General features: G+C 63.0%; 17 protein-coding genes. 12 read left to right on the top strand and 5 right to left on the bottom strand.

Annotated features, from left to right (window positions below; genetic code table 11):
- Positions 1 to 11: 11 nt before the first annotated feature.
- Positions 12 to 806, bottom strand: coding sequence for an MHYT domain-containing protein (locus tag AB870_RS22985; RefSeq protein WP_047906428.1), 795 nt, complete (start codon positions 804 to 806; stop codon positions 12 to 14).
- Between the two features lie 472 nt (positions 807 to 1,278).
- On the opposite strand from AB870_RS22985, the gene AB870_RS22980 reads away from it, so the two are divergent.
- Complete coding sequence (locus AB870_RS22980; RefSeq protein WP_047906427.1) at positions 1,279 to 2,859, top strand: DHA2 family efflux MFS transporter permease subunit; 1,581 nt, start codon at positions 1,279 to 1,281, stop codon at positions 2,857 to 2,859.
- A gap of 219 nt (positions 2,860 to 3,078) precedes the next feature.
- Positions 3,079 to 4,026, top strand: coding sequence for a DedA family protein/thiosulfate sulfurtransferase GlpE (locus AB870_RS22975; protein WP_047906426.1), 948 nt, complete (start codon positions 3,079 to 3,081; stop codon positions 4,024 to 4,026).
- A 92-nt stretch (positions 4,027 to 4,118) separates the two neighbouring features.
- On the opposite strand, the gene AB870_RS22970 is transcribed toward AB870_RS22975, so the two are convergent.
- Positions 4,119 to 4,574: a MarR family winged helix-turn-helix transcriptional regulator gene (locus AB870_RS22970; protein ID WP_047906425.1), complete on the bottom strand. Its 456-nt coding sequence runs from the start codon at positions 4,572 to 4,574 to the stop codon at positions 4,119 to 4,121.
- 213 nt (positions 4,575 to 4,787) lie between these two features.
- On the opposite strand from AB870_RS22970, the gene AB870_RS26535 reads away from it, so the two are divergent.
- The 7 genes from AB870_RS26535 (at position 4,788) to AB870_RS22940 (ending at position 14,375) form a co-directional block, all read left to right on the top strand.
- Positions 4,788 to 5,009 carry a hypothetical protein gene (locus tag AB870_RS26535; RefSeq protein WP_157112412.1) on the top strand — a complete coding sequence of 74 codons (222 nt, stop codon included), beginning with the start codon at positions 4,788 to 4,790 and terminating at the stop codon, positions 5,007 to 5,009.
- 137 nt (positions 5,010 to 5,146) lie between these two features.
- Positions 5,147 to 6,859, top strand: coding sequence for a ClcB-like voltage-gated chloride channel protein (locus AB870_RS22965; RefSeq protein WP_047908593.1), 1,713 nt, complete (start codon positions 5,147 to 5,149; stop codon positions 6,857 to 6,859).
- Positions 6,856 to 8,865, top strand: coding sequence for a bifunctional tRNA (5-methylaminomethyl-2-thiouridine)(34)-methyltransferase MnmC2/FAD-dependent 5-carboxymethylaminomethyl-2-thiouridine(34) oxidoreductase MnmC1 (gene mnmC, locus AB870_RS22960; protein WP_047906424.1), 2,010 nt, complete (start codon positions 6,856 to 6,858; stop codon positions 8,863 to 8,865). Before AB870_RS22965 ends, mnmC begins: the two co-directional genes overlap by 4 nt.
- A gap of 478 nt (positions 8,866 to 9,343) precedes the next feature.
- Positions 9,344 to 10,549, top strand: coding sequence for a cation:proton antiporter (locus tag AB870_RS22955; RefSeq protein WP_047906423.1), 1,206 nt, complete (start codon positions 9,344 to 9,346; stop codon positions 10,547 to 10,549).
- 15 nt (positions 10,550 to 10,564) lie between these two features.
- On the top strand, positions 10,565 to 11,680 hold the full coding sequence (locus AB870_RS22950) for a YbdK family carboxylate-amine ligase (protein WP_047906422.1): 1,116 nt from the start codon (positions 10,565 to 10,567) through the stop codon (positions 11,678 to 11,680).
- A 1,425-nt stretch (positions 11,681 to 13,105) separates the two neighbouring features.
- Positions 13,106 to 13,747 (top strand): MarR family winged helix-turn-helix transcriptional regulator, encoded by a 642-nt coding sequence (locus AB870_RS22945; protein ID WP_047906421.1) that lies wholly within the window; start codon positions 13,106 to 13,108, stop codon positions 13,745 to 13,747.
- Between the two features lie 175 nt (positions 13,748 to 13,922).
- Positions 13,923 to 14,375 carry an SET domain-containing protein gene (locus tag AB870_RS22940; RefSeq protein ID WP_047906420.1) on the top strand — a complete coding sequence of 151 codons (453 nt, stop codon included), beginning with the start codon at positions 13,923 to 13,925 and terminating at the stop codon, positions 14,373 to 14,375.
- A 12-nt stretch (positions 14,376 to 14,387) separates the two neighbouring features.
- On the opposite strand, the gene AB870_RS22935 is transcribed toward AB870_RS22940, so the two are convergent.
- Together AB870_RS22935 and phhA are read right to left on the bottom strand one after the other, a co-directional pair.
- Complete coding sequence (locus tag AB870_RS22935) at positions 14,388 to 14,693, bottom strand: 4a-hydroxytetrahydrobiopterin dehydratase (protein WP_047906419.1); 306 nt, start codon at positions 14,691 to 14,693, stop codon at positions 14,388 to 14,390.
- A gap of 433 nt (positions 14,694 to 15,126) precedes the next feature.
- A complete protein-coding gene (gene phhA, locus AB870_RS22930; RefSeq protein WP_047906418.1) occupies positions 15,127 to 15,972 on the bottom strand; it encodes a phenylalanine 4-monooxygenase in 846 nt (281 codons plus the stop codon).
- A 141-nt stretch (positions 15,973 to 16,113) separates the two neighbouring features.
- Between phhA and AB870_RS22925 the strand changes: the two genes are divergently transcribed.
- Positions 16,114 to 16,608 (top strand): Lrp/AsnC family transcriptional regulator, encoded by a 495-nt coding sequence (locus AB870_RS22925; protein ID WP_047906417.1) that lies wholly within the window; start codon positions 16,114 to 16,116, stop codon positions 16,606 to 16,608.
- A 190-nt stretch (positions 16,609 to 16,798) separates the two neighbouring features.
- Here the strand turns inward: AB870_RS22925 and AB870_RS22920 are convergent, their stop codons facing one another.
- Complete coding sequence (locus AB870_RS22920; protein ID WP_047906416.1) at positions 16,799 to 17,314, bottom strand: FUSC family protein; 516 nt, start codon at positions 17,312 to 17,314, stop codon at positions 16,799 to 16,801.
- A 232-nt stretch (positions 17,315 to 17,546) separates the two neighbouring features.
- On the opposite strand from AB870_RS22920, the gene AB870_RS22915 reads away from it, so the two are divergent.
- Both AB870_RS22915 and AB870_RS22910 read left to right on the top strand, forming a co-directional pair.
- Entirely contained in the window at positions 17,547 to 23,582 is a 6,036-nt protein-coding gene (locus AB870_RS22915; RefSeq protein ID WP_053059499.1) for an Ig-like domain-containing alpha-2-macroglobulin family protein, read from the top strand.
- 41 nt (positions 23,583 to 23,623) lie between these two features.
- Positions 23,624 to 24,334: a lysoplasmalogenase gene (locus AB870_RS22910; RefSeq protein ID WP_047906415.1), complete on the top strand. Its 711-nt coding sequence runs from the start codon at positions 23,624 to 23,626 to the stop codon at positions 24,332 to 24,334.
- The last annotated feature ends 41 nt before the right edge of the window (positions 24,335 to 24,375 follow it).

Genomic DNA, 24,375 nt, shown 5'->3' with positions numbered 1-24,375 from the left:
CCACCGGGCGCTCAGACATGCCCCGCGCGCTGACGCATGAGCGCGTCGAGCCGCGCCGCCATCCGTTCCCGGCGTCTGCGTGAGGTGCGGTACAACAGCACTGCCATTGCCAGCAGCACGACAGACGCGATCACGAACACGCCGTATGGCAGCGTGTCGCCTTGCAGCCGCAGACTGACCTGCGCGCGCGTCTCGGCCGTGCAAATGATCGTGCCCGCCCGCATGCCCGTGTAATGCATGCCGCAAACGGCAACCGCCATCACCAGCGCCGCCAGCGCGCGTTGCAGGCTCGTCTCCAGATGGAACGCGAGCCACAGAGCCACACTTGCCGCCACGATGGCGATCAGTACCGATAACGCGATGATCGTCGTATCCCACACGAAATATGCCTGCGTGCGCACCGCGCTCATGCCCAGATAATGCATGCCCGCGACGCCCAACCCCGCGCCCACGCCTCCCATCGAACACTGCAACGCGTTGCGGTACGGTGCACGCGCGACGTACCACAGCGCAAGGCCGGAGACGATCACCGCGAGCACGAGGCTGCCGAGCGTCGGCCACAGTGAATAGGAGACAGGGAATGGCATGCGCTGCGCCGCCATGCCGATGAAGTGCATCCCCCAGATGCCGATACCCCCGAGCGCCAGCGCGGACACCGTGACATAGCCGGGACTGATCCGGCCGTCGTCGTCACGGATACGCGACGCAGCCACCAACGCAACATAGGCCCCCAGCGCCGATATCACGAAGGAAAGCAGGACAAGGAACTCGCTGTAATGAAGAGGGACGACGCTACCTGGCTGCATGGGCTTATCCTGTGATTTCGCTCTCGCCGGATCGCGGATCGGCAAGGGACGAGAATACTTTTTTATTTGAGCCTGCAAGACAACGACGACGTGACGACAGCGTCCGCGAAACGGCGGCGTGACATCGCAAACGTCGAGCGCTACCGGCGATTCAATCCCGCCGCCCCTACGGCGTCAAGGGGCAAAAACGTCCGGCAGTCGGCGGCGTCGAACGAACAATGGCGAAGGGGGCGGGCGGCAGGAGTTGCGCCGTCCGCAAACCCTTACGGGACGCGTGATTCACGAAAATCGAGCGAAGTGGCAAGGTTATGAACCGTGCATGCTGACAAATTAGAGACCCGCTTCCAAACCTGCGTCGCACAGCACGCCGGATGTGCGGCACCATCCGGGGAAGACTTCGAACGCGCGGCCTCGGAGCGCATCGCCCCAAAGGGCTGTGCGAGGCGGCCGTCATTTCAGGGAGACGCATCACATGGCAGACGCTGCCACGGCAAACTCCGCCGCCCCGGCTGCAGAACCGCAGGGCGCGCCGCTCACCGGAGGACGGCTGGCCATCCTCACCATCGGCCTGGCACTGGGCACGTTCATGGAGGTGCTCGACACGTCCATCGCAAACGTAGCGGTACCGACCATCGCCGGTAGTCTGGGCGTCTCGAACAGCCAGGGCACTTGGGTCATCAGCTCGTACGCGGTGGCCGCGGCCATCGCCGTTCCGCTGACCGGCTGGCTCGCGCGGCGCGTCGGTGAAGCGAAGCTGTTCGTCATGTCGGTGACGGCCTTCACGATTGCGTCTATGCTTTGCGGACTGGCGCCCAACATGGAGTCGCTCGTCGTCTTCCGTCTGCTGCAAGGGCTGGTGTCCGGCCCGATGGTGCCACTCTCGCAGACCATTCTCTTGCGCAGCTTTCCAGAAAAGAAGCGCGGCCTCGCGCTCGGCTTGTGGGCGATGACCGTCATCGTCGCGCCGATCTTCGGCCCCGTGATCGGCGGATGGATCACCGACAACTATACGTGGCCATGGATCTTCTACATCAACGCGCCGGTCGGCGTGTTTTCGGCCGTGTCGTGCCTCATCCTGCTGCGCGGACACGAGACAAAGACGCAGAAGCTGCCCATCGACGTAATCGGACTCGCATTGCTGGCGGTGGGCGTCGGGTCGTTGCAGATGATGCTCGACCTCGGCAAGGACCGCGACTGGTTCAACAACAGCCTGATCGTCACGCTCGCGATAACAGCGGCGGTCTGTCTGTCGTTCCTGATTCTGTGGGAGCTGACGTCCGACAAGCCGATCGTCGACCTGTCGCTGTTCAAGGATCGCAACTTCGCGCTCGGCGTGGTCGTGATCTCGTTCGGCTTCATGACGTTTTTCGCGTCGGTCGTCATCTTTCCGCTCTGGTTGCAGACGGTGATGGACTACACGGCGGGCAAGGCGGGTCTCGCCACGGCGCCGGTCGGCTTGCTCGCGCTGGTCCTCTCGCCGATCATCGGACAGAACATGAACCGTCTGAATCTGCGCGCGGTGGCGTCGTTCGCGTTCTTCGTCTTCGCGGGCGTGTCGTTCTGGAATTCGCATTTCGCACTGAATCTCTCGTTCGCCAAGGTCATCGAACCGCGACTCGTGCAGGGGATCGGCATCGCCTGCTTCTTCGTGCCGGTCACGACCATCACCCTGTCGAGCATTTCGGATGAGCGTCTGGCAGCCGCCTCGGGCCTGTCGAACTTCTTCCGTACGCTGTCCGGCGCCATCGGCACGGCGGTGAGCACGACGATGTGGGAGGACCGCGCGATTTACCACCATGCGCGGCTTGCGGAGTACGTCACGCCGTACTCGGACACCACAACGAGCTATCTCGAACAATTGCGTCAGGCACTGGGACTGAGCCCCCAAAGCGGCGCCGATCTCGGCATGCTCAACGACCTTGTCACCCGGCAGTCCTTCATGCTGGCGACGAACGACATCTTCCATTTGTCGGGTTACGTCTTTCTCGCCATGGCGGTGCTGGTCTGGCTGACGAAGCCGAAAAAGGGCGCTTCGGCTTCGATGGGACATTGACGGCAGGGCTGGACCGGCTCGATCGCGAGCGCCGGGCGACGCCTGTTGCCGCGTGGTGGCTGCCATCGTTCCAGAAAAGCAACAGTACTTTTCGGCTTCGCGGCTTCTGGCCGTCTCGGGCGGGCGCTAACATGCGGTATCGCGCGCAATGGCGTTGTGGTTCCGGTTCGTCCGCTCCGCCATCTTTGCCCGCCCACATCCGCCTACCAGGTACCCGGCATGTTGTTCGATCTGATCGCCCGTTTCGGGCTCTGGCTCGTCTTTCTGAATATCTTCGGACAAGCGCTGGGGCTGCCGTTGCCCGCCTATCCCACGCTCATCGTCACGGCGTCGACGTCGTTGTTCCCGCCGTTGCTCATCGTCGCGCTGGCGGTCGTCGCCGCCTTGCTCGGCGACGCGCTCTGGTTCCTCGCCGGACGCCGATATGGCCATCACATCCTGCGCCTCATGTGCCGCCTGTCGATCTCGCCAGATACCTGCGTGAGCCGCACCGAAGGCGCCATCGGACGTCATGGCGTGCGGGTGCTGATGTTCGCCCGCTTCGTGCCGGGACTCTCAGCGCTATCGGTGCCGATGGCCGGCGCGCTTGGCGTGCCCTGGCGCACCTTTGTGCTGTACGACGCGATCGGCGCGGTGCTCTGGTCCGGTGTGGCCGTAGCACTGGGCGTGGGCTTCGCATCGCACATCGTTGCCGTGCTCGACGCCTTCGACACGCTTGGACGCGGCGTACTGTGGCTGGTGGTGCTGGTCTTCGCGCTGTACCTGCTCAATCGCTGGCTGAACCGCTACCGGCTGCTGCGCTCGCTGCGCATGGCCCGTATCGGTGTACAGACGCTCGAAGCCTGGATGAAGGACGACGTCACGCCGGTCGTGATCGACGTGCGCTCCGCCGCGCGCCGCGCGGTGGATCCGTTCACGATTCCCGGTGCGCTGGCCATCGAACCGGACGACATTGCCGACAAGTTGCGCGATGTACCGCGAGATCGCCGGATCGTGGTGTTTTGCGCATGCCCCAATGAGGTGACGGCCGCCAGACTGGCGCAGCAACTGCGTCAGCAGGGGTTTGCCGAGGTCCGCCCGCTGCTCGGCGGACTGGATGCCTGGCGGGATGCCGGTTACACCGTGGAGAAGATCGACGGCATGGAGATGCTCGTGCCGGCACAGTGAGATTTCGCCATTTGCGCATGGGAGTGCGCATTGGATCGTGCGCAACTGAATGACGCGCGCTTTTTCCGCGAGGAGGCGCGCGTTTCGTTTTCTCAGACCTCGTTGAGCGTGTCTCGAAGTTGCAGGAGGAGGTTGCGCAGCGTCTTCTGTGCGGCGTCCGACTGGCCGGTCGCCGCCTGAATCTGTGCAGGCACCTGACGCGCTTCGCGGCGCAGATTCACGCCGCGTGGCGTGAGGTCGATGAACACCTGACGTTCGTCCTCTTCACCGCGACGGCGCGTCAAAAGTCCCATTGTTTCCAGTCGTTTGAGCAACGGCGTCAATGTGCCGGAATCGAGTCCGAGACGTGCGCCCAATTGATTGACGGCGATGTCGTCCTGCTCCCAGAGCACGACCATCGCGAGGTATTGCGAGTAGGTCAGACCGAGTCTGTCGAGCATCGGCTTGTGCGCTTTGGTCATCGCCAGCGAAGCCGAATACAACGCGAAGCCCAATTGATCTTCCAGACGCACGGGCGTTTTTTGTGCGGCCTTTTTGCTAACTGCCATTCGGGTATTACGCTTCGTTTCCAATTCGATTGCGCGCCATTCTATTTCACCGACTGCAATGTGACCAGCCGTGTCGACGAGTCGTCGAAACCAAGTGCTTGACCGCTCCCGGCGTCGCCAGACGTCTGTCCTCTGCATCTCTCGCCCGTCCGCCAAATCCGTCGGTCCGAAAAAATCCCGAGGAAACGAAGGGGCGGAATACGTCGCGTCGGGATGCCGCTCGGCGAGGCGCCCGAAATCCCCGGTTTGAACATCTCCAAAAGTGCTTTATCTGAGCATTGTTCACTTTCGGACACGGGAAAGCGCGCGGCGACGCAATTCGCGACGCTGGCCTGGCTCGACCAAACCCATCACGACTCGCCGGTAAAAAAACCGTCGCTTCATGTCGCTAAGGCGTCGTCCGGGAAAATCACGGTAGGAAAATCGGTTATCTGAGCATTCCTCAGGTTTTGAGCGCCACATTGGCCGTCGGCCGGTCGGCTTTCAAAAAAAGGCGTCGGTCGATACCATGAGGCCCACCACGACAACAAATCAGTCCCTTATCCGTGTCAGCAGTGTCCGCCTGGGCCAAATTGCCCGTCGTTGTATGGGTGCGGCGTCAGTTCGCACCGAACACCCTGCAAATCACGCTGCTGCTCGCCGGCATCGTCGGGCTGCTGGGGGCGTTGGCGACCGTGGCGTTTCGCGAAGCGCTCTCGGGTTTGCAGTTCCTCCTCGCCGGACATCGCAGCGGCATGGTCGAACTCGCACAGAACTACGACTGGTGGCAGCGTCTGCTGCTGCCCACCGCCGGAGGCCTCGTCGCCGGGCTTATCCTCCAGTACGCCACGCTGTGGGTGCCCAAGAAAGGCGCGGAGGACTATATGGAAGCGATCGCCATCGGCACGGGCGTGCTCAGCCTGCGGCAAACGCTTGTGAAAAGTCTGTCGTCGCTGTGCTCAGTGGCGTCCGGGGCGTCGATTGGCCGGGAAGGGCCGATGGTGCAGCTCGCGGCGATGTTCGCGTCGCTCGTCGGACGCATTCTGGCGTTCCCGCCCGAGCGCCTTCGTCTGCTGGTGGCCTGCGGCGCAACGGCCGGTATCACGTCCGCCTACAACGCGCCGATTGCGGGCGCGTTGTTCATCTCCGAGATCGTCTACGGCTCGATTTCGACGGCAACGCTCGGGCCGCTGGTGGTTGCATCGGTCATCGCGAACATCGTCATCCGGCAGTTCCTCGGTTACGAGGCGGTCTACCAGATGCCGCGCTTCGACTTCGTCTCTGGCTGGGAGGTCTTCTTCTACGTTGGCCTCGGCGTGCTGGCGGGCGTGCTCGCCCCCCTGTTCCTGCGTTTGCTCGATACGGCCAAAGCGCGCTTCGGTGCGTTGCCGGTGCCGCTGTTCCTGCGTCTCGCGCTTGGCGGGCTCATCGTCGGCGTACTGTCGTTGCAAGTGCCGCAGGTATGGGGCAACGGCTACAGCGTGGTGAACTCGATTCTGCACACGCACTGGGCATGGCAGGCCCTCGCGATGGTGCTGGCCTTCAAGGTTCTCGCGACCGCCTCGTCTGCCGGTTCCGGCGCCGTGGGCGGTGTCTTCACGCCGACGCTCTTCGTCGGCGCCGCGCTCGGCAGCCTCTACGGGCTGGCGATGAACGCGGTCGCGCCCGCCACGGCGTCGGTGGCGAGCAGCTATGCCGTCGTCGGCATGGGGGCGTTTCTTGCGGCCACGACGTACGCGCCGCTGATGTCGATTCTGATGATTTTCGAAATGACGCTGAGTTATCAGGTCGTCCTGCCGCTCATGCTGGCTTGCGTCACTGCATATCTCACCGCGCATACGATCCGCGCCGATTCGGTCTACGCCAAGTCGCTGCGTCGCAATCGGGTCGCCGGGCGCTGGCTGTCGATGACGGGCGAGGGCAGCGAGATGCGGCTATCGTCGCTGGCAGTCGACAACGACGCGGTGGTGAGCGCCGCCGACAGTTCGGACGCCATTGGCGAGCGATTCGTGAGCACCGGTTATCGAAACCTCGTCGTACGCGCCGAGGACGGCCGTCTGCTCGGCACGCTCGACGCCGCAAGCTGGTGGCAACGTCAGGCGACCGGCAAGCCCGAACTATGGACGCAGGTCGTCACCGCGTACAAGGCGCTCGATGGCGACATGGCGCTGGTGAGCGCACTGCGCGCCGTCGGAAAGATGCACGCCGACTGGGTGCCGGTGACAGGCGTCGGCGGGCAATGGCTGGGAGTCGTGTCGCTGCCGGGGCTCATTGAAATCGTGACGGAAGAGCGAGGCGCCGAATGAGCCGTCGTACGGGCAGCGGCCCCATTATCCCGGCGCAACCGTCGACGACCGAAGACGGCACGCCCTATTCGGAAACGTTCGAGGACGTCTATCACAGCATGGGCGGCCCGCTCGGTCAGGCGCGCTATGTCTTTCTCGGCGGCAATGGGCTGCCGGAGCGCTGGCGGGGCCGGGACCAGTTCGTCATCGTCGAAACCGGTTTCGGTCTCGGCCTGAACTTCCTCGCAACGTGGGCGGCGTGGCGCGACGACGCGCAGCGGCCCGCGAGGCTGCATTTCGTTTCGGTGGAGAAGCATCCGTTTCGCCCCCTCGACATGCGCCGCATGCTCGAACCCATGCTCGTGCAACCCGGCATGGCGGAACTCGCCCCGCTGGTACAGCGGCTATGCGACGTCTGGCCGGCACCCGTGGCCGGTTGGCACCGGCTCGAACTCGCCCCCGGTGTGATCCTGAGCGTGGGATTCGGCGACGCACTGGATATGCTGGGATCGCTGCGCGCGGGCGCAGACGCGTTCTATCTCGACGGCTTCTCGCCAGCGAGGAATCCCGACATCTGGACCCCGGATATCTTCAAGGCACTCGGGCGATTGGCGCGTGACGGCGCAACGCTGGCAACCTACACCGCCGTGGGGCAGGTCAGACGCGATCTGATCGCCGCCGGCTTTCAGGTCGTGCGTCATCACGGCTATGGCCCGAAGCGCTCGATGCTGGCCGGCCCCTACGCGCCGCCATACCGCATGCGACGCTACGATCCGCCCGGCGTGCCACCCCCGCGGGCGCGCGAGGCGATCGTCGTCGGCGCCGGGATGGCCGGGGCAGCCATGGCGCGACGCCTCGTCGCGCGCGGTTGGCGCGTGCGCCTTTTCGAGCGGGCGCAAGCACCAGGGGCCGCCGCGTCGGGCAATCCCGCGGGCGTCTTCCATCCGCAGCTTTCGGCGGACGATAACGTGCTGTCGCGTCTGACACGCGCCGGTTTTCTCTACGCACTTGCGCAATGGCGCACGTTGCCGGGCGGCTTGCCGGGACATGCCGACGGGCTGCTTCAGGTCGCCATGACCGATGAGGAATCGCATGCCCTGCGACAGCTCATGGATAGGCATGGGTATCCGGAATCGTATGCGAAGTGGGTCGATGTGGCGCAAGCGTCGGCGCTTGCCGGGCAAACGCTGACGCACGGTGGCATCTGGTATCCGGAGGGCGGCTGGCTCGCGCCGGCAATGCTGTGCCGCGCGGAATTGGTGGCGGCGGGGTCGTCTCTGGACGCTCGGTACGGCGTAAGTGTCGGGCGGTTGGCGCGTCGCGCCGCCGGCCGTTGGACGGCATTCGACGAGACGGGCCGTGTGCTCGCCGACGCGGACGTCGCTATCGTGACGGCGGCCGACGTCTCGCAACGGCTGCTGTCGCCATATCTCGCGCCAGCGTTCTTGCCGGTCAAACGCGTGCGGGGTCAGTTGACCTTCCTGCCGCCGGATGTCTTGCCGGACCTGCGCGTGCCCGTGTGCGGCGATGGCTACGTCGCGCCGTCACCGCTGGGAGGCACAGGCCCGATCACGGGCGCCACGTACGGTTTCGACGACCCGGGCGAGGAAGTGCGGACGGCCGATCATCAGGCCAATTTGCGACGGCTGGCCGCACTGTTGCCGGCCCACGCCGAAACCCTTGGCGACAATGGGCTCGCTCGCGAACACGCCGCCGGCGAGCTGGGCGGGCGCACCGCCTTCCGGGCGCTGCTCCCGGATCGTTTGCCGATGGCCGGGCAATTGCCGGATCGGGTGGCCATCGAGCCGCAGCGGCGGCGTGTGACCGGCGCTCATCTGCGGGATCTCCCGCGGCTGGATGGGCTTTACGCCAGTTTTGCGTTCGGGTCGCGAGGACTGGTTTTCGCGTCATTGTGCGCGGAGCTTGTCGCCAGCCAGATCGAGGGCGAACCGTGGCCCATCGGCAGCGATCTGGCCGACGCCATCGATCCGGCGCGTTATCTGATGCAGGCCCTGCGCAAGGGGTAGTATGGGAGTCGCGTCCGAGGGGCGACGAGGATAGCGCTGGGCTGTTCGTCCGGCTCATCGGACAAGACCCGGCGTCGGCCGTCGTTCACGTTGGCAGGAAACAGCTCTGCCGATGTCCGGTGCCGCCATTCTCCGAAAAGTCGGACGCCCTGAATAATCGAATCTGACCCTATAGGGGTTGAAGACCTGCCTCACGCGGAGGCGGCGCGCCTCACGGCGCTTGCCTCCGTACTTCCCGAGGGCGACCGCATCGTGCGGCGTGCGTTTCGCCGCCCGGCAGGGCGGCAAACCGGCATCGCCTCGCAGCGGGCCTGCCGCCAACGTGACGCCCGTTTGAAGGCCTTGGAAACCGAGTGTGGCAAAATGACCCCAACCCTTCGGGTCCGTCGCGCATTTGTCCTTCATCTGCAACCCCGCGCGCGACTTTCTTTCCTTTTCACCACTTGATGCGCCGTCAAGCGGCGCAAAGCGAGCATTAATGACGTCGGAACTGTCCCTTTTTCCGGGCTGGCCGCCGGCGCCCGATCCCGTTTTCTTCGCAGGGCTGGCATTGGTATTTGCCGGACTCGCCGGGGAAATCTGTTTCCGGAGACTGCGCCTGCCGCGCATCACCGGTTACGCCGTGGTCGGGCTGGTCGGTGGCACCCTGGGTCTTTCATCGATGCTGGACGCGCAGACGAGCGCGGCGATCCGGCTGCTGATCGATCTGGCGCTGGGCCTGCTGCTCTTCGAACTGGGCAGCCGCCTCAACCTGAAGTGGATGCGGTCCAATCCGTGGATCATCGTCACCAGTGCGCTCGAAGCTTTGCTCACCTTCATCGCGGTATACGCGGTGTTGCGCGTCTTCAGCGTATCGCCGCTCACGGCGGTTCTCATCGCGTCCATCAGCATGGCGACGTCACCGGCGGTGGTCATCCAGCTCAAGAACGAGCTTCGCGCCGAGGGCCAGGTGACGGAGCGTCTGCTGGCGCTGGCGGCGCTCAACAGCGTGTATGCGGTCGTGGCGGTCAAACTCGTCTACGGCTGGGTGCACCAGGCGTACCACTCCAGTTTCTGGGTCGTGCTGTTCCACCCGCTCTATTTGCTGATCGGCTCGATCGTGCTGGCGTTCGTTCTGGCCAAGGCCTGCAATCTGGTCTTTCGCAAGTTCGGCAGTCAGGATCATCATGCCTTTGTGATGCTCATCGGTCTGATCATGCTGATGGTCGCCCTGGTGCACATGCTCAAGCTGCCGAACTCGCTTACGCTGCTGCTCGCCGGGATCATTTTCCGGAATCTGGACGAGCGGCCCCAACTGTGGCCCGCGTACTTCGGCACCGCGGGCTGGCTGCTGGCGGTGGTGTTGTTCGTGCTGACGTCGCTGGCGTTCCAGTGGGAATACGTCATGCTCGGTGGGCTCGCGGCGCTGGCGATCATCATCGTCAGAGGTGCCGCCAAGGTGGTGGGCACGGTCGCCGTCGCCCATCAGGCCGGTATCAGTTACAAACAGGCCGTCGCGCTCGGGTTGTCGTTGTGCCCGATGGCCAGTCTCGCCTTCGTACTCGTTGCCGACACGTACGACATCTACCCGCAATTCGATCCGATGCTCAAGGCGGTTGTGATGTGCTCTATCGCCTTGCTGCAACTGGCCGCGCCGCTGGTGGTCTATTGGGCATTGGCCCTCGTCGGTGAACGTAAGGATTAAGGCAAGGATCAAGCCATGTCATTAGAAGAATTCATTCCCTCGAAGCCCTGCACCTTCGGGGTGGAGTTGGAGATGCAGATCGTCAATCGTCACGACTACGATCTGACCAAGGCAGCGGCCGACGTCATGCGTCTTGTCGCCAAGGAAACGCATCCTGGCGACATCAAGCCCGAGATGACCGAAAGCATGATCGAGCTGTCCACGGACATCTGCCATCACCATAGCGACGCGCTCGCGCAACTGCGCCGGGTACGCGATGTGCTGGTAGCGGCGAGCGAACAGCTGAACGTCGGTTTGTGCGGCGGCGGGACACATGCGTTTCAGCGCTGGAGCGAGCGAACGATCTACGACTCGCCCCGATTCCACTTCCTGTCCGAACTCTATGGATATCTGGCCAAGCAGTTCACGGTCTTCGGCCAGCACGTGCACATCGGTTGCCCGGATCCGGACAGTGCACTGTACCTCCTGCACGCCATGTCGCGTTACATCCCTCATTTCATCGCGCTGTCGGCGTCGTCGCCGTACGTGCAGGGGGTGGACACCGGTTTCCATTCGGCCCGCCTGAACTCCGTTTTCGCGTTTCCACTATCGGGCCGTGCGCCGTTCGTCCTAAAGTGGTCTGATTTCGAGACTTACTTCGACAAGATGGTGAAGACCGGCGTGGTCGAAAGCATGAAGGACTTCTACTGGGACATTCGCCCCAAACCGGGTTTTGGCACGATCGAGGTCCGGGTGATGGATACCCCCTTGTCGGTGGACCGCGCGGCCGCTATCGCCTGTTACATCCAGTCTCTGGCGCATTATCTGCTCAACGAGCGTCCGTTCGAACTCAGCGAAGACGATTATCTGGTCTACACGTTCAACCGCTTCGAGGCCTGCCGTTTCGGTCTGGAAGGCGCTTATGTCGATCCGCAGACTGGTGAGCGCTCGATGCTGGGCGATCACGTCGCGAAGACACTGGATCTGATCAAACCGCATGCCGTGGCGCTGGAAGCCGAAGCGGCATGTGAAGACATCCGGCAACTGGTCTCGTCGGGCAAGAACGATGCGGTGTGGTTGCGCGAGATCCAGGCCGACGCCAAGTCCCTTAACGAGATGGTCCGGCAGCAGTGCCTGCGATGGGCGGCATGACCTGAGCCCTTGTTGTTGTCGCTACCGATCGCAATGCGGTCGGTGTTAGGAAACCCCGCCTTGGCGGGGTTTTTTTATGCCCGGACGGTTTGTTGTCACGGGTTCGGCAGGCGTTTGTGCGGCACACCGCGGGAAGTGCAGCCGGTTCGTGCCGCTCGGTGAGGCAAGACATGCCGGAAGGGGCTTTGCGAGGCTCGAATCAAGCATCGCGAACCCTTCGTTTTCCACTGTTCAGGCTGACAGGGTTTTGCTGTTTTCGCGTCGCTCGCAGCAAGGTTTTAAGGTTTTAATAGGTTTACTGTATGTATACATAGTAGTAGTTAACAAAGGTGGCCAACTCCTGTGGATAACCACAGTTAACGTTGTGTAAACAGGAGGTTGCCGGAATGAGAACTGGATGGAAAAACAGCGGGTATCCCGAGAACAACTCCGAACAGTTTTTGCCCCCTGTGGAAAGCTTCGCAACTTATCCCGAACCCATGCACAACTAGTCCGATAAGTTATCCAGAAAGTTATCCACAGGCGCCTAAATATTGTGCAAGAGACCCCCGAAAACCCGGTTTTGTGGATAATTTTGATGTTCTCGCTTTGCCCGGCCGGTTCGCGGATACAATCTCGCCACTTGTTTTTACGACCCGCCGCACGTGGTGCAAGAAGTGATTGAAGTTGGTTTTGCTGGCCGCAACGAGCGACGACGTCCGTACCGTCAGTTTTCTCAATTCGCATGTTCCGAAGCGTTTGTCTGCGGACATGCCGATCAGAGCTTTCCTCCTTTTTCTTGCGTAACGCAGGTAACGCAACCCTCGGTGTCACATGACCGACGGTCGTGTTTCAAATCATTTGTGTTCTGTCGAAACGCAGGCGGGGGCGTGCGCGCGCGCGTGACGGCACCGGCACAGCGGCGATGTCTCGAAAATCGAGGGAAATTCTTGGGGGACGTAACAGGGACGCGGCGCTCGTGAAATATGTCGCTACCGTCTACGAGGCACGTCCGGCGGGGCTTTGCAGGACAGCTGAGATTTGGTGTGAAGTACGACGCGCTTCGGCACGCCGCAGAGCGTTACATCAATTCAACGAACGATGTAATTCGCATGGGATGCGAAATGATTTTGTCTATACGACGTTTTGCCATGCAAGTGCGCAGGACACCAATATTTTGTAAACATCGTGAGTAGGATTTGGGAGATCAGTACAAGAACTGATACGCCAAAATTAAACTCAGAACACACAATGGAATCGTGGTGGGGCGGCGTGTTCAACAGCGACTCGCCGTCGAGTATCAACACGGAAGTTGCTTAGGGTTTCCCCCGGGCGGGGCACCAAAATATACGATGCATGAAGTCAAGACGTGTGATGCACCGCCCGTGAGTTCATTTGACAAGCTGTTTTATCGACGTATAGTTTTTAGAAATCCTAACGAAAATCATGGCTACCCCGACCCCACTTGATGAACCGCTCTCCAAGCGCGTAACGGCAGGCTTGTTGCGCATGGGAACCGCGTTACGGAGCCACGCCTGGGAAGGCGCGGCACTGTCTGGATTGACGCCGACGCAGGGTGAGATTCTCACGCTCCTGCTCATGCGCGGCGTGCCGATGCGACTGGGCGAGATTGCGGAGGATGCCGCCCTGACATCGGCCACGGTCAGCGAGGCCGTGAGCACGTTGGAAAGCAAGGGGCTTGTCGAAAAGCGTCGCGATGCCAACGACGGCCGTGCACTGGCGTTGCGTCTGACGACCAAAGGTCGCACGTCGGCCAAGCGGGCGTCGCAATGGGCGAGTTTCGTGACGACGGCCGCCGATCTGTTGAGCGAAAAGGACCGGGCACAGCTGTACCGCATGCTCGTCAAGCTCATCTCGACGATGGAAAGCCGTGGCGACGTGCCGCAGCAGCGCATGTGTCTGACGTGCGAGCACTTCGAGACGGCGGCCCGCGGCAAGGGTCCCTATCACTGCAACTACTTCGACAAGACATACGACGATGCGGGACTCGCACTCGACTGCAACGCGCACGTCGAGGCGGATATCGCCACGCGTAACAAAGTCTGGAAGCTGTACAGCAAGACCTGAGCATCGGGTCGTCCTTCGTCGCGCTCGGGCGTCATGCCCGAGTGGCGCGAATCAGGGGGAGAACGTCATCCGCGACCGGGTGACGTTTTTTTTTCGTCCGAGGTTGTCACGCACATGTGCGTCGCGTGCCTGTACACTGCGCTTTTTTGCATCCACGAAACCTCATCGCATAGAGATGGCAGCCAAGCGCAGAATCGAAGTCAGAAAATCAGGCGTCCACGGAAAGGGTGTGTATGCGATCAAGCGCCTCAAGAAAGGGGAGCGCGTGATCGAATACAAGGGCGAGATCATTTCGTGGCGCGAGGCCTTGCGCCGCCATCCGCACGATCCGGCGCATCCGACGCACACCTTTTATTTCAGTCTGGAAGACGGTCGGTGCATCGACGGCAAGGTCAATGGCAACAATGCCCGCTGGATCAACCATGCGTGCTCGCCGAATTGCGAAGCGCGGGAGGAAGGGGAGCGCGTCTATATCTATGCGATGCGCGATATCGATGCGGGCGAAGAACTCTTCTATGACTACGGTCTTGTGATCGACGCCCGCTACACCAAGAAACTCAAACGCGAATACGCCTGTCATTGCGGCAGCAAGGCGTGTCGCGGCACGCTGCTCGCGCCGAAGCGCTGAGCACGCCGGGCCTCAGTCGGACGCGCGATCGCCTGCGAACTGATCGATGGCCGTCGCCAGTGCTACGTCGCGTTCGGTAAGGCCGTCGGCGTCGTGCGTCGACAGCGTGATATCCACGCGGTTATAGACGTTGAACCACTCCGGGTGATGGTTCATCTTCTCCGCTTTGAGCGCCACCTGCGTCATGAAGCCGAAAGCTTCGTTGAAGTCGTGAAACGTGAAACTGCGCTGGATGGCGTCGCGTCCGACCACCTGGTGCCACTCGGGCAGCACTTCGGCCAGCGTGGCGCGTTCCTCGGATGAGAGTCGTGTTGTCATGGCATTCCTTTCAAAGCGTTTGGTGCAAGTTGATGCGATTTGGCGCAAGCCGGGCTGATTCGAGCAGATTCGAACCGACTTGAGCGACTTCGAACCACGGTGAATCCGCCGTGCCGGTGTGGCGTCGACGATGACTGCGTGCGGTGTGGGGGGAAAAGTCGGCAACACCCGACGCAGCGCCCCGGCGCCCATGAGACGGCGGAATCGCCGTCTCATTCGACCTATTGTTCCACAGGCTGGCACCGTATGTGTGTAAGCGCTGTCTGATTGTCCGATTGCCTGATGGTGCCGCACGTTGGGGCTGTGATTGCGCGGCGCACGGCGCGCGAGCGCTGCGCTTCGAAGGACGCCCGCCGAACCTGGTGCGCCGCAATTCGCAGGCGTGGCACGCCAGCGTGGGACGCCGCGTCAGACAACGTCCCGTGCTGTGTCATCATGCCGGCAGCAGAATTTGCGTGTCCGTGCGACGCCGGGCGCCGGCCTCGAAGGACGGTTGTTCGGCAAACGCCTTGAACAGCGCCGGCAGATCGGCGCGCATTGCGTCGAACAACTGAGCGAAATCGTCGATGACGAAGTATGTCTGCTGGAAGGTGTCGATGCGGTACTGCGTGCGCAACACGCGCTCGAGCGAGAACCCGATACGGTTCGGCTCGCGCGAGGTCAGCGAGAACTCCGTTTCGCCTCGGCTGGAGACGATGCCCGCGCCGTAGATCCGCAGGCCGTCGCCGTCACGCATCAGCCCGAATTCGACGGTGTACCAGTACAGACGTGCGAGCAACGGCAACGCGCCCAGCGACTGCGCGACCGTGCCGGCTTTGCCGTAGGCTTGCATGAAGTCGGCGAATACCGGATTGGCGAGCAGTGGCACGTGACCGAACACGTCGTGGAAGCAGTCGGGTTCCTGAAGGTAGTCGAGCTGATCCGGGCGGCGCATCCACCACGTCGCGGGAAAGCGCCGGTTGGCCAGGTGGTCGAAGAAGACTTCGTCCGGCACGAGGCCGGGCACCGCCACGACCTGCCAGCCGGTTGCCGCCATCAGTTTTTCGTTCAGCCGTTCGAACTCCGGCACGCGACTGGCGTCCATGTCGAGAGCGCGAATGCCCTCCATGAAGGCATCGCACACGCGGCCAGGCAACATCGCCGTTTGACGTTCGTAAAGCTGCTGCCACACCGCGTGATCCACCGCGCCGTATTGCTCGACGGGTTGATCGATGGTGAAGTCGGAGCGGGTCGTGAGACCTGCGTCGAATTGCTCCTGGAGCATGGCGGTAAGAGACATGATACGAACGACTCAATCAAGCGGTGACGGTGATTGAAAGTGTATTGCGCATGGCATGCGAAATGGGCGCATAATGCGCCTGTGGTGGAAGTCGTTTGCATAAATTTCGCATAAAAAAGTGATTTATTGCGGAGAATCGTCATGCTTGATCTGGATAGCTTCGATTTGGCCCTTTTGGACGCGTTGCAAAAGGAAGGACGGGCCACTCATCACCAGTTGGCGGAACACGTGGCGCTCTCGGCGTCGCAGATCGGTCGACGTCTGCAACGGCTGGAAGCCGCGGGGGTCATCGAGGGGTATCGCGTGGTATTGCGGCCCGAGGCATTGGGTCTGGCGGTGACCGCGTTCACGACATTGCGTTTGCAGCATCATGGCGATCAGGTCATCGAACGTTTTCAGGCGGAAATCGATTTGCTGCCCGAAGTGCTCGAATGCCACGCTGTGGTCGGCGAGGCGGACTATCTGCTGAGGATCGTGGTGCCGGATCTGAACGCGCTGTCCGCGTTCGTGATGAAGCGGCTCATGCAGGTGCCGGGCGTGGAGAACGTGCGCTCGAACATCGTATTGAGCGCTTTCAAGCGAAGCAACGCGCTGCCGCTGAGCTATCTGTCGAACAACCGGCCGGCCGCGCGCTAAGCGGCTTGCCGCGTCAGAACATCGAGACGTAGCTATCGATATCCAGGGGCGTCCGGGCAGGCGTCGGAATCAGCACGCCTGATATGCAACAGGGCCGGGCGCAGGGGGCGATTGCCGCCTCGCTGCCTCACTATCTGACCGCCGCGACGCCGCGCCGACGGGCGTTGCCGTCATGGCCGCCTTGTCGCCTTCAGTCCTCCGGCATCAGCAAGGGTTTGACGTACCGTCCGTAGATCAGCGACTGGATCAGCGCGACGGTAGATCCGATCAACACTTCGATCACGCGCAGCATGGCGAGGCTCAGTTCCTCGTGCAGCCCTTGCCCCTGTCCACTGAGCGCCGCCGACATCAGGATCACCACCGTCGCCGGCCCCAGGCGCCAGTTCGCCGGATAGTTCTGAACCAGCATCGCAGCGAGCGTGGCGATCGTGATCCCGACGAGCATGGCCGCGAGTCCCGGCCCCATCACCAGCAAGACGATACAAGCCACGATCGCACCGGTAATCGTGTTGATCGAGCGTGCCTTGAAATTGCTGCGCGCCTGCAACGGGTCGGGCTCTGTCACGATAATCAGTGAAATCATCGCCCAGTACGGTTCGGGAAAGCCCGCCGCCCGCAGACCGAACCATACGATCAGTGAACCGCTGAGGATCTTTACCAGATAGACCAGCGCGTTCTTCTTGGGATGGAGAAAGGCGACGGACATGAGGGGGCACGCAGCGGATACGGAAAGGTGTCAGTGTGACATAGGCGGCGTCTCTGTCCACGATCCGCACGACGATTGAGACAATTTCCGAAGGAATCGAACAGACAATTCCGACTCGGACGGGTATCTCATCCTAAATATCGAATTTCCCCCCGGTTCCGGCGGGAAACCGTTCGAAATGCCAAAGACCACAGGTTAGAATCGCCTGACCAGAACCCGGGAGGAGTCCGGCATGCATAGCCGAGCACAACGCGTCTGGCCGACTGCGCCTTTGGCGTGGGCGGCGCTGAGTTTCGTCATGTTCGCGGTGTCGCCGGCGCAGGCCGCCCGCGTCGTCAGCGTCAGCCCGCAGGGCGAGGTCGCCAGCGTGAGTCAGGTGGTCGTCAAATTCGACGAAGCGATGGTCCCCGCGGGCGATCCTCGCGCCACGGCTCCGGCGGCAGTCCGGTGTTCCGATGCCTCGCTGAGCGGCGATGGCCATTGGCTTGAACCCAAAATCTGGGTCTACGATTTCAAGAGCGATCTGCCGCCAGGCGCAAAGTGTTCGGTGGAGATGCGTAGCGGGCTGGCCGCTGCCTCGGGCACGGCGCTCTCCGGTACCACGAAGTACGCGTTCAATACCGGAGGGCCGGCCGTCTCGTCCATCCGTCCGTCGTACGGTCCCATCGACGAAAATCAGATTTTCATTCTTACGCTCAACGGCGCGGCCAATCCTGCCAGTGTGCGTCAGAATTCATGGTGTGAGACCGAAGGCATCGGCGAGCGCATTGGCGTGAAATGGATCGAGGGCGATACGCGTACGGCGTTGCTCAAGCGGTTCAATCTCGACAAGCAGTCGGGACGTGTCGTCATGCTGCAATGCAATCGCACGCTTGCCGCCGGCGCAAAGATGCATCTGGTCTGGGGCGCGGGTATTGCCACGCCCTCGGGCGTGCGGACAAAGCAGGCGCGCCGCTTCGAATACGAAGTGCGCGAGCCGTTCACCGCCAGTTTCAGCTGTGAGCGCGAAAACGCCAATGCGCCCTGCACGCCCTTGCGTCCGCTGCGCCTGACGTTCAATTCGCCGGTCGCGCGCGACATGGCGGCCAAGATTCGGTTGCAGGGCGCCGGGGCCGAGCGTTCGCCCAAGTTCGGCGATTCGGATCGCGTGGCCAGCGTAACGGAGGTCTCGTTCGACGCACCGTTTCCCGAGAAGGCCGAACTCACGCTCTCGTTGCCCAAGGGCTTCACCGACGATAGCGGCCGCGCGTTGGACAACGCCAGCGAATTCCCTTTGAAGACCAAGACGGCGACGATGCCGCCGCTGGCCAAGTTCGCGGCTGCGCCGTTCGGCATCGTGGAGCGATATGCGGAACCGGGCATGCCACCGATGCTGCCGGTGACCCTGCGCAAGGTCGAGCCTGCGCTGCAAATCAACGGGCTTGGTGTGGCGGGCGAGGGGGCCGGTGCTGCCAAGGCCGGCGAGGGCGGCCGTACCCTGCAGTTGCGCGTGGACGACGATGCCGAGATCCTGACGTGGATGTCGCGCGTGCGGCGTTTCGACGAGACCATGATGACGCGCAAGCAGATCGCCGAAGAAATGCCGTCGATCCTGACGGCGCCGGCGGCAAAGGAAGCGTTCGGGCCCAATGCGGCAGCCATCGTCGAAGACAAGGTCACGCGGTATGACACGCGCAGCCTCTCGCTGCTCTCAGGTTTGAAGGGGGTTCAGGCGCTTACCCTGCCCGTGCCGAAAGAGACGGATCCGCGTCCGTTCGAGGTGGTGGGTATTCCGTTCCAGAAGCCGGGCTTCTACGTCGTGGAGCTGGCATCGCAATCGCTCGGGGCGGCGCTGCTGGGCAAGTCGCTGCCGATGTACGTGCGCACCACGGTGCTCGTCACGAACCTCGGTGTTCACTTCAAGATGGGGCGCGAGAACGCCATTGCCTGGGTGACCACGCTCGACAAAGGGCAGCCCGTGGCCAACGCCAGGGTGCGCGTGCTCGACTGCGACGGCAGCGAAGTCGCCACCGCCGTGACCGACAAGACAGGCGTGGCGAAGATCGACAAGGCGCTCGAACGCTACCGCTATTGCGAGAAGTCGGGGCGCTCCGGCTATTTCGTCGTCGCACGCACGCAGGGCAACGACCCGGATATGGCGTTCGTTTCCTCCGACTGGGATCGCGGCATCGAACCGTGGCGCTTCCATGTCCCCACGGACGGCGGTAACGCTCCCACGATTCGGGCGCGGACGGTGTTCGACCGCATGTTGTTCCGCGTGGGCGAGACTGTGTCGATGAAACACTTCATCCGTCAGGAGACGATGCAGGGCCTGTCGTTGCCTGCCAGCTTGCCGTCCAGGTTGACGATTACGCACGAAGGCTCCGGACAAACCTACACGCAACCCGTCACGTGGCGTAACGGGCGGCTTGCCGAGAACACCTTCCAGATACCGCAGGGGGCGAAGCTAGGCGAGTACACCGTCACCCTGAACTATGCGGATGACGACGCGCGTCCCAAGACGTATCCGCAATCGCTCGATGCGGGACATTTCAGGGTCGAAGCCTTCCGTCTACCCGTGTTGGCGGGCAATATCGGGGTGCGCGACGCGGTCAAATCGCCGCTCGTCAACAAGACGGAAGCGCCTGTCAATGTGCAGGTCAACTACGTTGCCGGAGGCCCCGCAAGCCAACTGCCAGTGCGGGTTTCGGCGCTGCTCCGGATGCGCGATGTGACATTCGGCGAATACGACGATTTCAGCTTTACCCCCTATCGTCCGCCATCGGCGCAGTCGGGGGCTGACGATGAGGATCAGGGTAACGACGAGAGTTCGGGATCGAGCGATCAGAAGCTGGTGGCCGACAAGCAGCGACTGGTGCTCGACCGCAATGGAGCCGGGACTCTGACGCTCAAGGATCTGCCGAAGGTGGACCGTCCGGCCGATCTGGTGCTCGAGGCAAGCTTTGCCGATCCGAACGGCGAAATTCAGACGCTACGCGGCAATGCCACCCTGTGGCCGGCCAATCTGATTACCGGTGTGCGCAGCGAGAGTTGGGTATCGGTCACGAACAAGCTGCCGGTCAAGGCACTGGCACTCGACCTGCAAGGCAAGCCGAAGTCGGGGGTCTCGATGGAGGTGCGCGCCGAAGCACGTATCACTACGAGCAGCCGCAAACGCATGGTGGGCGGCTTCTATGCTTACGACAATCGCACTGAAGTGAAGGACCTCGGCACCGTATGCAGCGGCAAGACGGATGAGCGTGGGCAATTGTCGTGCGACGTCTCGCTGTCCCAGCCGGGCGAGATTACGCTGGTGGCGCAGGCGAAGGACGACAAGGGCAACCTGAGTACGTCCACGACCGGCGTATGGGTGACCGGGCGTGGGGAAGTCTGGTTCGGTGGCGATAACACCGACCGTATGGACGTACTGCCGGAGCGTCGAGCGTACGAGCCGGGCGAGACGGCCAGGTTGCAGGTCCGCATGCCTTTCCGTACTGCGACCGCGTTGGTGTCGATCGAGCGTGAGGGCGTGATGGAGACGCGCACGATGGAGATTTCGGGCAAGGATCCGAATATTTCCCTGAAGGTCGATCCGACATGGGGGCCGAACGTCTATGTTTCGGTGCTCGCAGTTCGTGGCCGTATCCACGAAGTGCCGTGGTACTCGTTCTTCCAGTGGGGCTGGAAGCAGCCGCTGGAGTGGTTCCGCGCCTTCTGGTACGAGGGACGCGAATATCAGGCGCCCACGGGACTGGTGGATCTGGGCAAGCCCGCCTATCGCTTTGGCCTCACGGAGTTGCGTGTGGGCACGGCGGGGCAGCGTCTGGCGGTTGAGGTAAAGCCCGACGCGCCGACCTATCCGGTGCGCGGCCATGCCAAAGTACGTATCAAGGTCACGCAGCCGGACGGCAAACCCGTGGCGGCGGGCGCCGAGGTGGCGGTGGCCGCCGTCGACGAAGCGCTGCTCGAACTCGCGCCAAACACCAGTTGGAATCTGCTCGACGCCATGTGGCAACGGCGCAGCTATACCGTGACGACGGCGACCGCGCAGATGGAGATCATCGGTCGTCGGCATTACGGTCGCAAAGCGGTGCCCGCGGGCGGCGGCGGGGGCAAGAGCCCGACTCGCGAGCTGTTCGATACGCTGCTGTTGTGGCAGCCGCGTGTGGTGCTCGACGACAAGGGAGAGGCAACGGTCGATGTGCCGCTTAACGACGCGTTGTCGAGTTTCCGCATCGTCGCAGTGGCAGACGATGGCAAGCCGGGCACGCAGGCGCTCGGCTGGTTCGGCACCGGGGCCGCCACCATTCGCACAACGCAGGACCTGCAACTGATTTCGGGTTTGCCGCCGCTGGTTCGTGAGGGCGATAACTACCGGGCACAGTTCACGGTGCGCAATACGACGCAACACGCCATGCAGGTGCAGTTGACCGCGCGGGCGACACAACTGACGCTGGCGCCGCAGCGCGTCGACGTGCCCGCCGGAGAGTCGCGGGAAGTGGCATGGGAAGTGACAGCACCTACGGGGCTGGCGGATACCCGCGCGCAGCGGGTGTTGTGGGAGGTCAGTGCGCAGGCGCCTGCGGCCGGTGGCGCACCCGCCGCCAGCGACGCCATCAAGGTGGGGCAGGACATTCAGCCGTCGTTGCCGGCGAGCGTGCAGCAGTCGGTGCTCATGCAGGTCGAAGGCAGCCTCACGCTGCCGATGGCACCGCCTGCCGGGGCGGTGGCCGACAGCACCGGCAAGTTGCGCGGCGGCGTACGCGTCAACATGCAGCCGCGTCTTTCGCAAGGTCTGCCGGGCGTGAAGCGGTGGTTCGAACGGTATCCGTACGCATGTCTCGAGCAGCAGGCGTCCAAGGCGCTCGGTTTGCGGGATGTGACGCAATGGAAGCGCGTGATGGGCACCTTGCCGTCGTATCTCGACGAAGACGGGCTCGCGAGCTACTTCCCGCCGCAGGAAGGCTTTGCCAATCAGGGCAGCGACACGCTGACCGCCTATTTGCTGGCGATGAGTGACGAAGCCAAGACGCTGGACCCGGCGTATGTGCTGCCCGACGATGCACGGGCGCGTATGGAGGACGGTCTGGCGGCGTTCGTGGAGGGGCGTCTTACTCGCCGCTTCTGGGCGCCGCGCGACGATCTGACGCTGCGCAAGCTCAGCGCGATCGAAGCCCTGTCGCGCTATGGGCGGGCCAATGCACGCATGCTCGGGGCGCTGACTATTGCGCCAAACGACTGGCCGACGTCTGCCGTGATCGATTGGTATGCGATCCTGCAACGCTTGCCCGATGCGCCGCAGCGGGCCGAACGTATGGCGCAGGCGGAGCAGATTCTGCGCGCGCGCCTTTCGTATCAGGGCTCGCGTGTGGGATTCTCGACGCAAGGGAGCGACGCGCTCTGGTGGCTCATGGTCGGGCCGGAAACCAACGCGGCACGACTGGCGTTGCTGATGAATGCGAACCCTGCGTGGAAGGACGAGATGCCGCGTCTGGTGATCGGCCTGCTGGGCCTGCAATCGCGCGGGGCGTGGTCCACGACGACGGCCAACGTCTGGGGCGGTCTGGCCGTGGATCGGTTCTCCGCGCGTTTCGAGCGCGATACGCCGACGGGGCGCACTTCGATCCAGTGGCAGAGCGACAACCAGACGAGCGGGGGCGTGCAGAGCGTCGATTGGGACAAGCTCAAGGTCGGTAACGTACCGGCCGCCGTCTCGTTGCCTTGGCTGTCCAATGCCACGGCGGGGGCCGACAGCGCGCGCGACGTGCTGCGTCTGGAACAGACCGGGGCCGGCAAGCCTTGGGCGACGATCCAGAGTCTGGCTGCCGTGCCGCTCAAGGCGCCTTTCGCCGCGGGTTATCGCGTCACGCGCAGCGTTCAGGTGCAGGACGCCGCAGATCGTGCCGGCGAAAGCTTCGTGCGAGGGGCGGTGCTTCGGGTGCGTCTCGATATCGATGCGCAGGCCGACATGCGCTGGGTCGTGGTGAGCGACCCGTTACCCGGAGGCGCAACGGTGCTGGGGGGCGGTCTCGGACGCGACTCGGCCATTGCAACGCAAGGGCAGAAGAGCGAGGGTGCGATGCCGGCATTCGAAGAGCGGGCGCAGGATGCCTACCGTGCGTACTACGACTACCTGCCGAAGGGGCAGCACCGGATCGAATACACCGTGCGTCTGAACAACGTAGGTAAATTCGCTACGCCGCCCACGCGTGTCGAAGCCATGTATGAGCCCGCGATGTATGGCGAGACGCCAAACGCCCCGGTGCAGGTCGTGCCGGCCAAGCCATGACGCCTCATGACGAGTGCAAACGCGACCGGAGACGGATCGGCATGACGTCGAACTTCTTTGCTCCGGCGGCGCTGCTGCCGCGTGGGGCGCGCCGCTTCTGGTGGCTCGCCGCCATCGCGGGGGCAGCCTATGCCCTGTCGCTGCGAAGCACGCCATACGCGGATCAGGCGATTGCCAAGCTGTTCCTTTGTGCATTGCTGCTGTTTGCCGCCATGTATCACCGCGTGCCGGGCGAGCGTGTGTGGCTGTGGGCGGCCCTTATCTTTTCCGGGGCCGGGGATGTGCTGCTCGCGATCCCGGCGCTGTCACAAGGGTTCGTGATGGGACTTGGCGCCTTCCTGCTGGCGCACCTCGCATATTTCGTGCTGTTCTGGCGCGTGCGTCGCCGATGGACCGAGGTGCCCGCATGGCATCGTGTGGCGATTATGGCGGTATGGATCGCGGCGGCGCTCTCGTATGCGATGTACTGGCCCGGCATGGGCGAGCTCAAGGCGCCCGTGGCGTGCTATGTGATCGTGCTTGCCATGATGGCGTCGGCGGCGCTGCTGGCGAATCTTCGCGGCGAGTGGGCTGCCGTCGGCGCATTGCTCTTCACCGTATCGGACGCCCTGATCGGCACCACCCGTTTCGTCGGCACGATTCCCGCGCAGGAGTACGCGATCTGGATTCTTTACGCGCTCGCACAATGGCTGCTCGTGGCGGGCATCATGGCGATACGTGCGCCGCAACCCGCGTCGGACGTATCGCAATAATCGAATGACAAAGGACGAAGGGAGGATCGCAGTGCCTGATG

The organism is Pandoraea faecigallinarum (assembly GCF_001029105.3).
Taxonomy (GTDB): Bacteria; Pseudomonadota; Gammaproteobacteria; order Burkholderiales; family Burkholderiaceae; genus Pandoraea; species Pandoraea faecigallinarum.
Note: the sequence above shows the minus strand (reverse complement) of the source record. Positions and strands in the feature narration are given on the sequence as shown.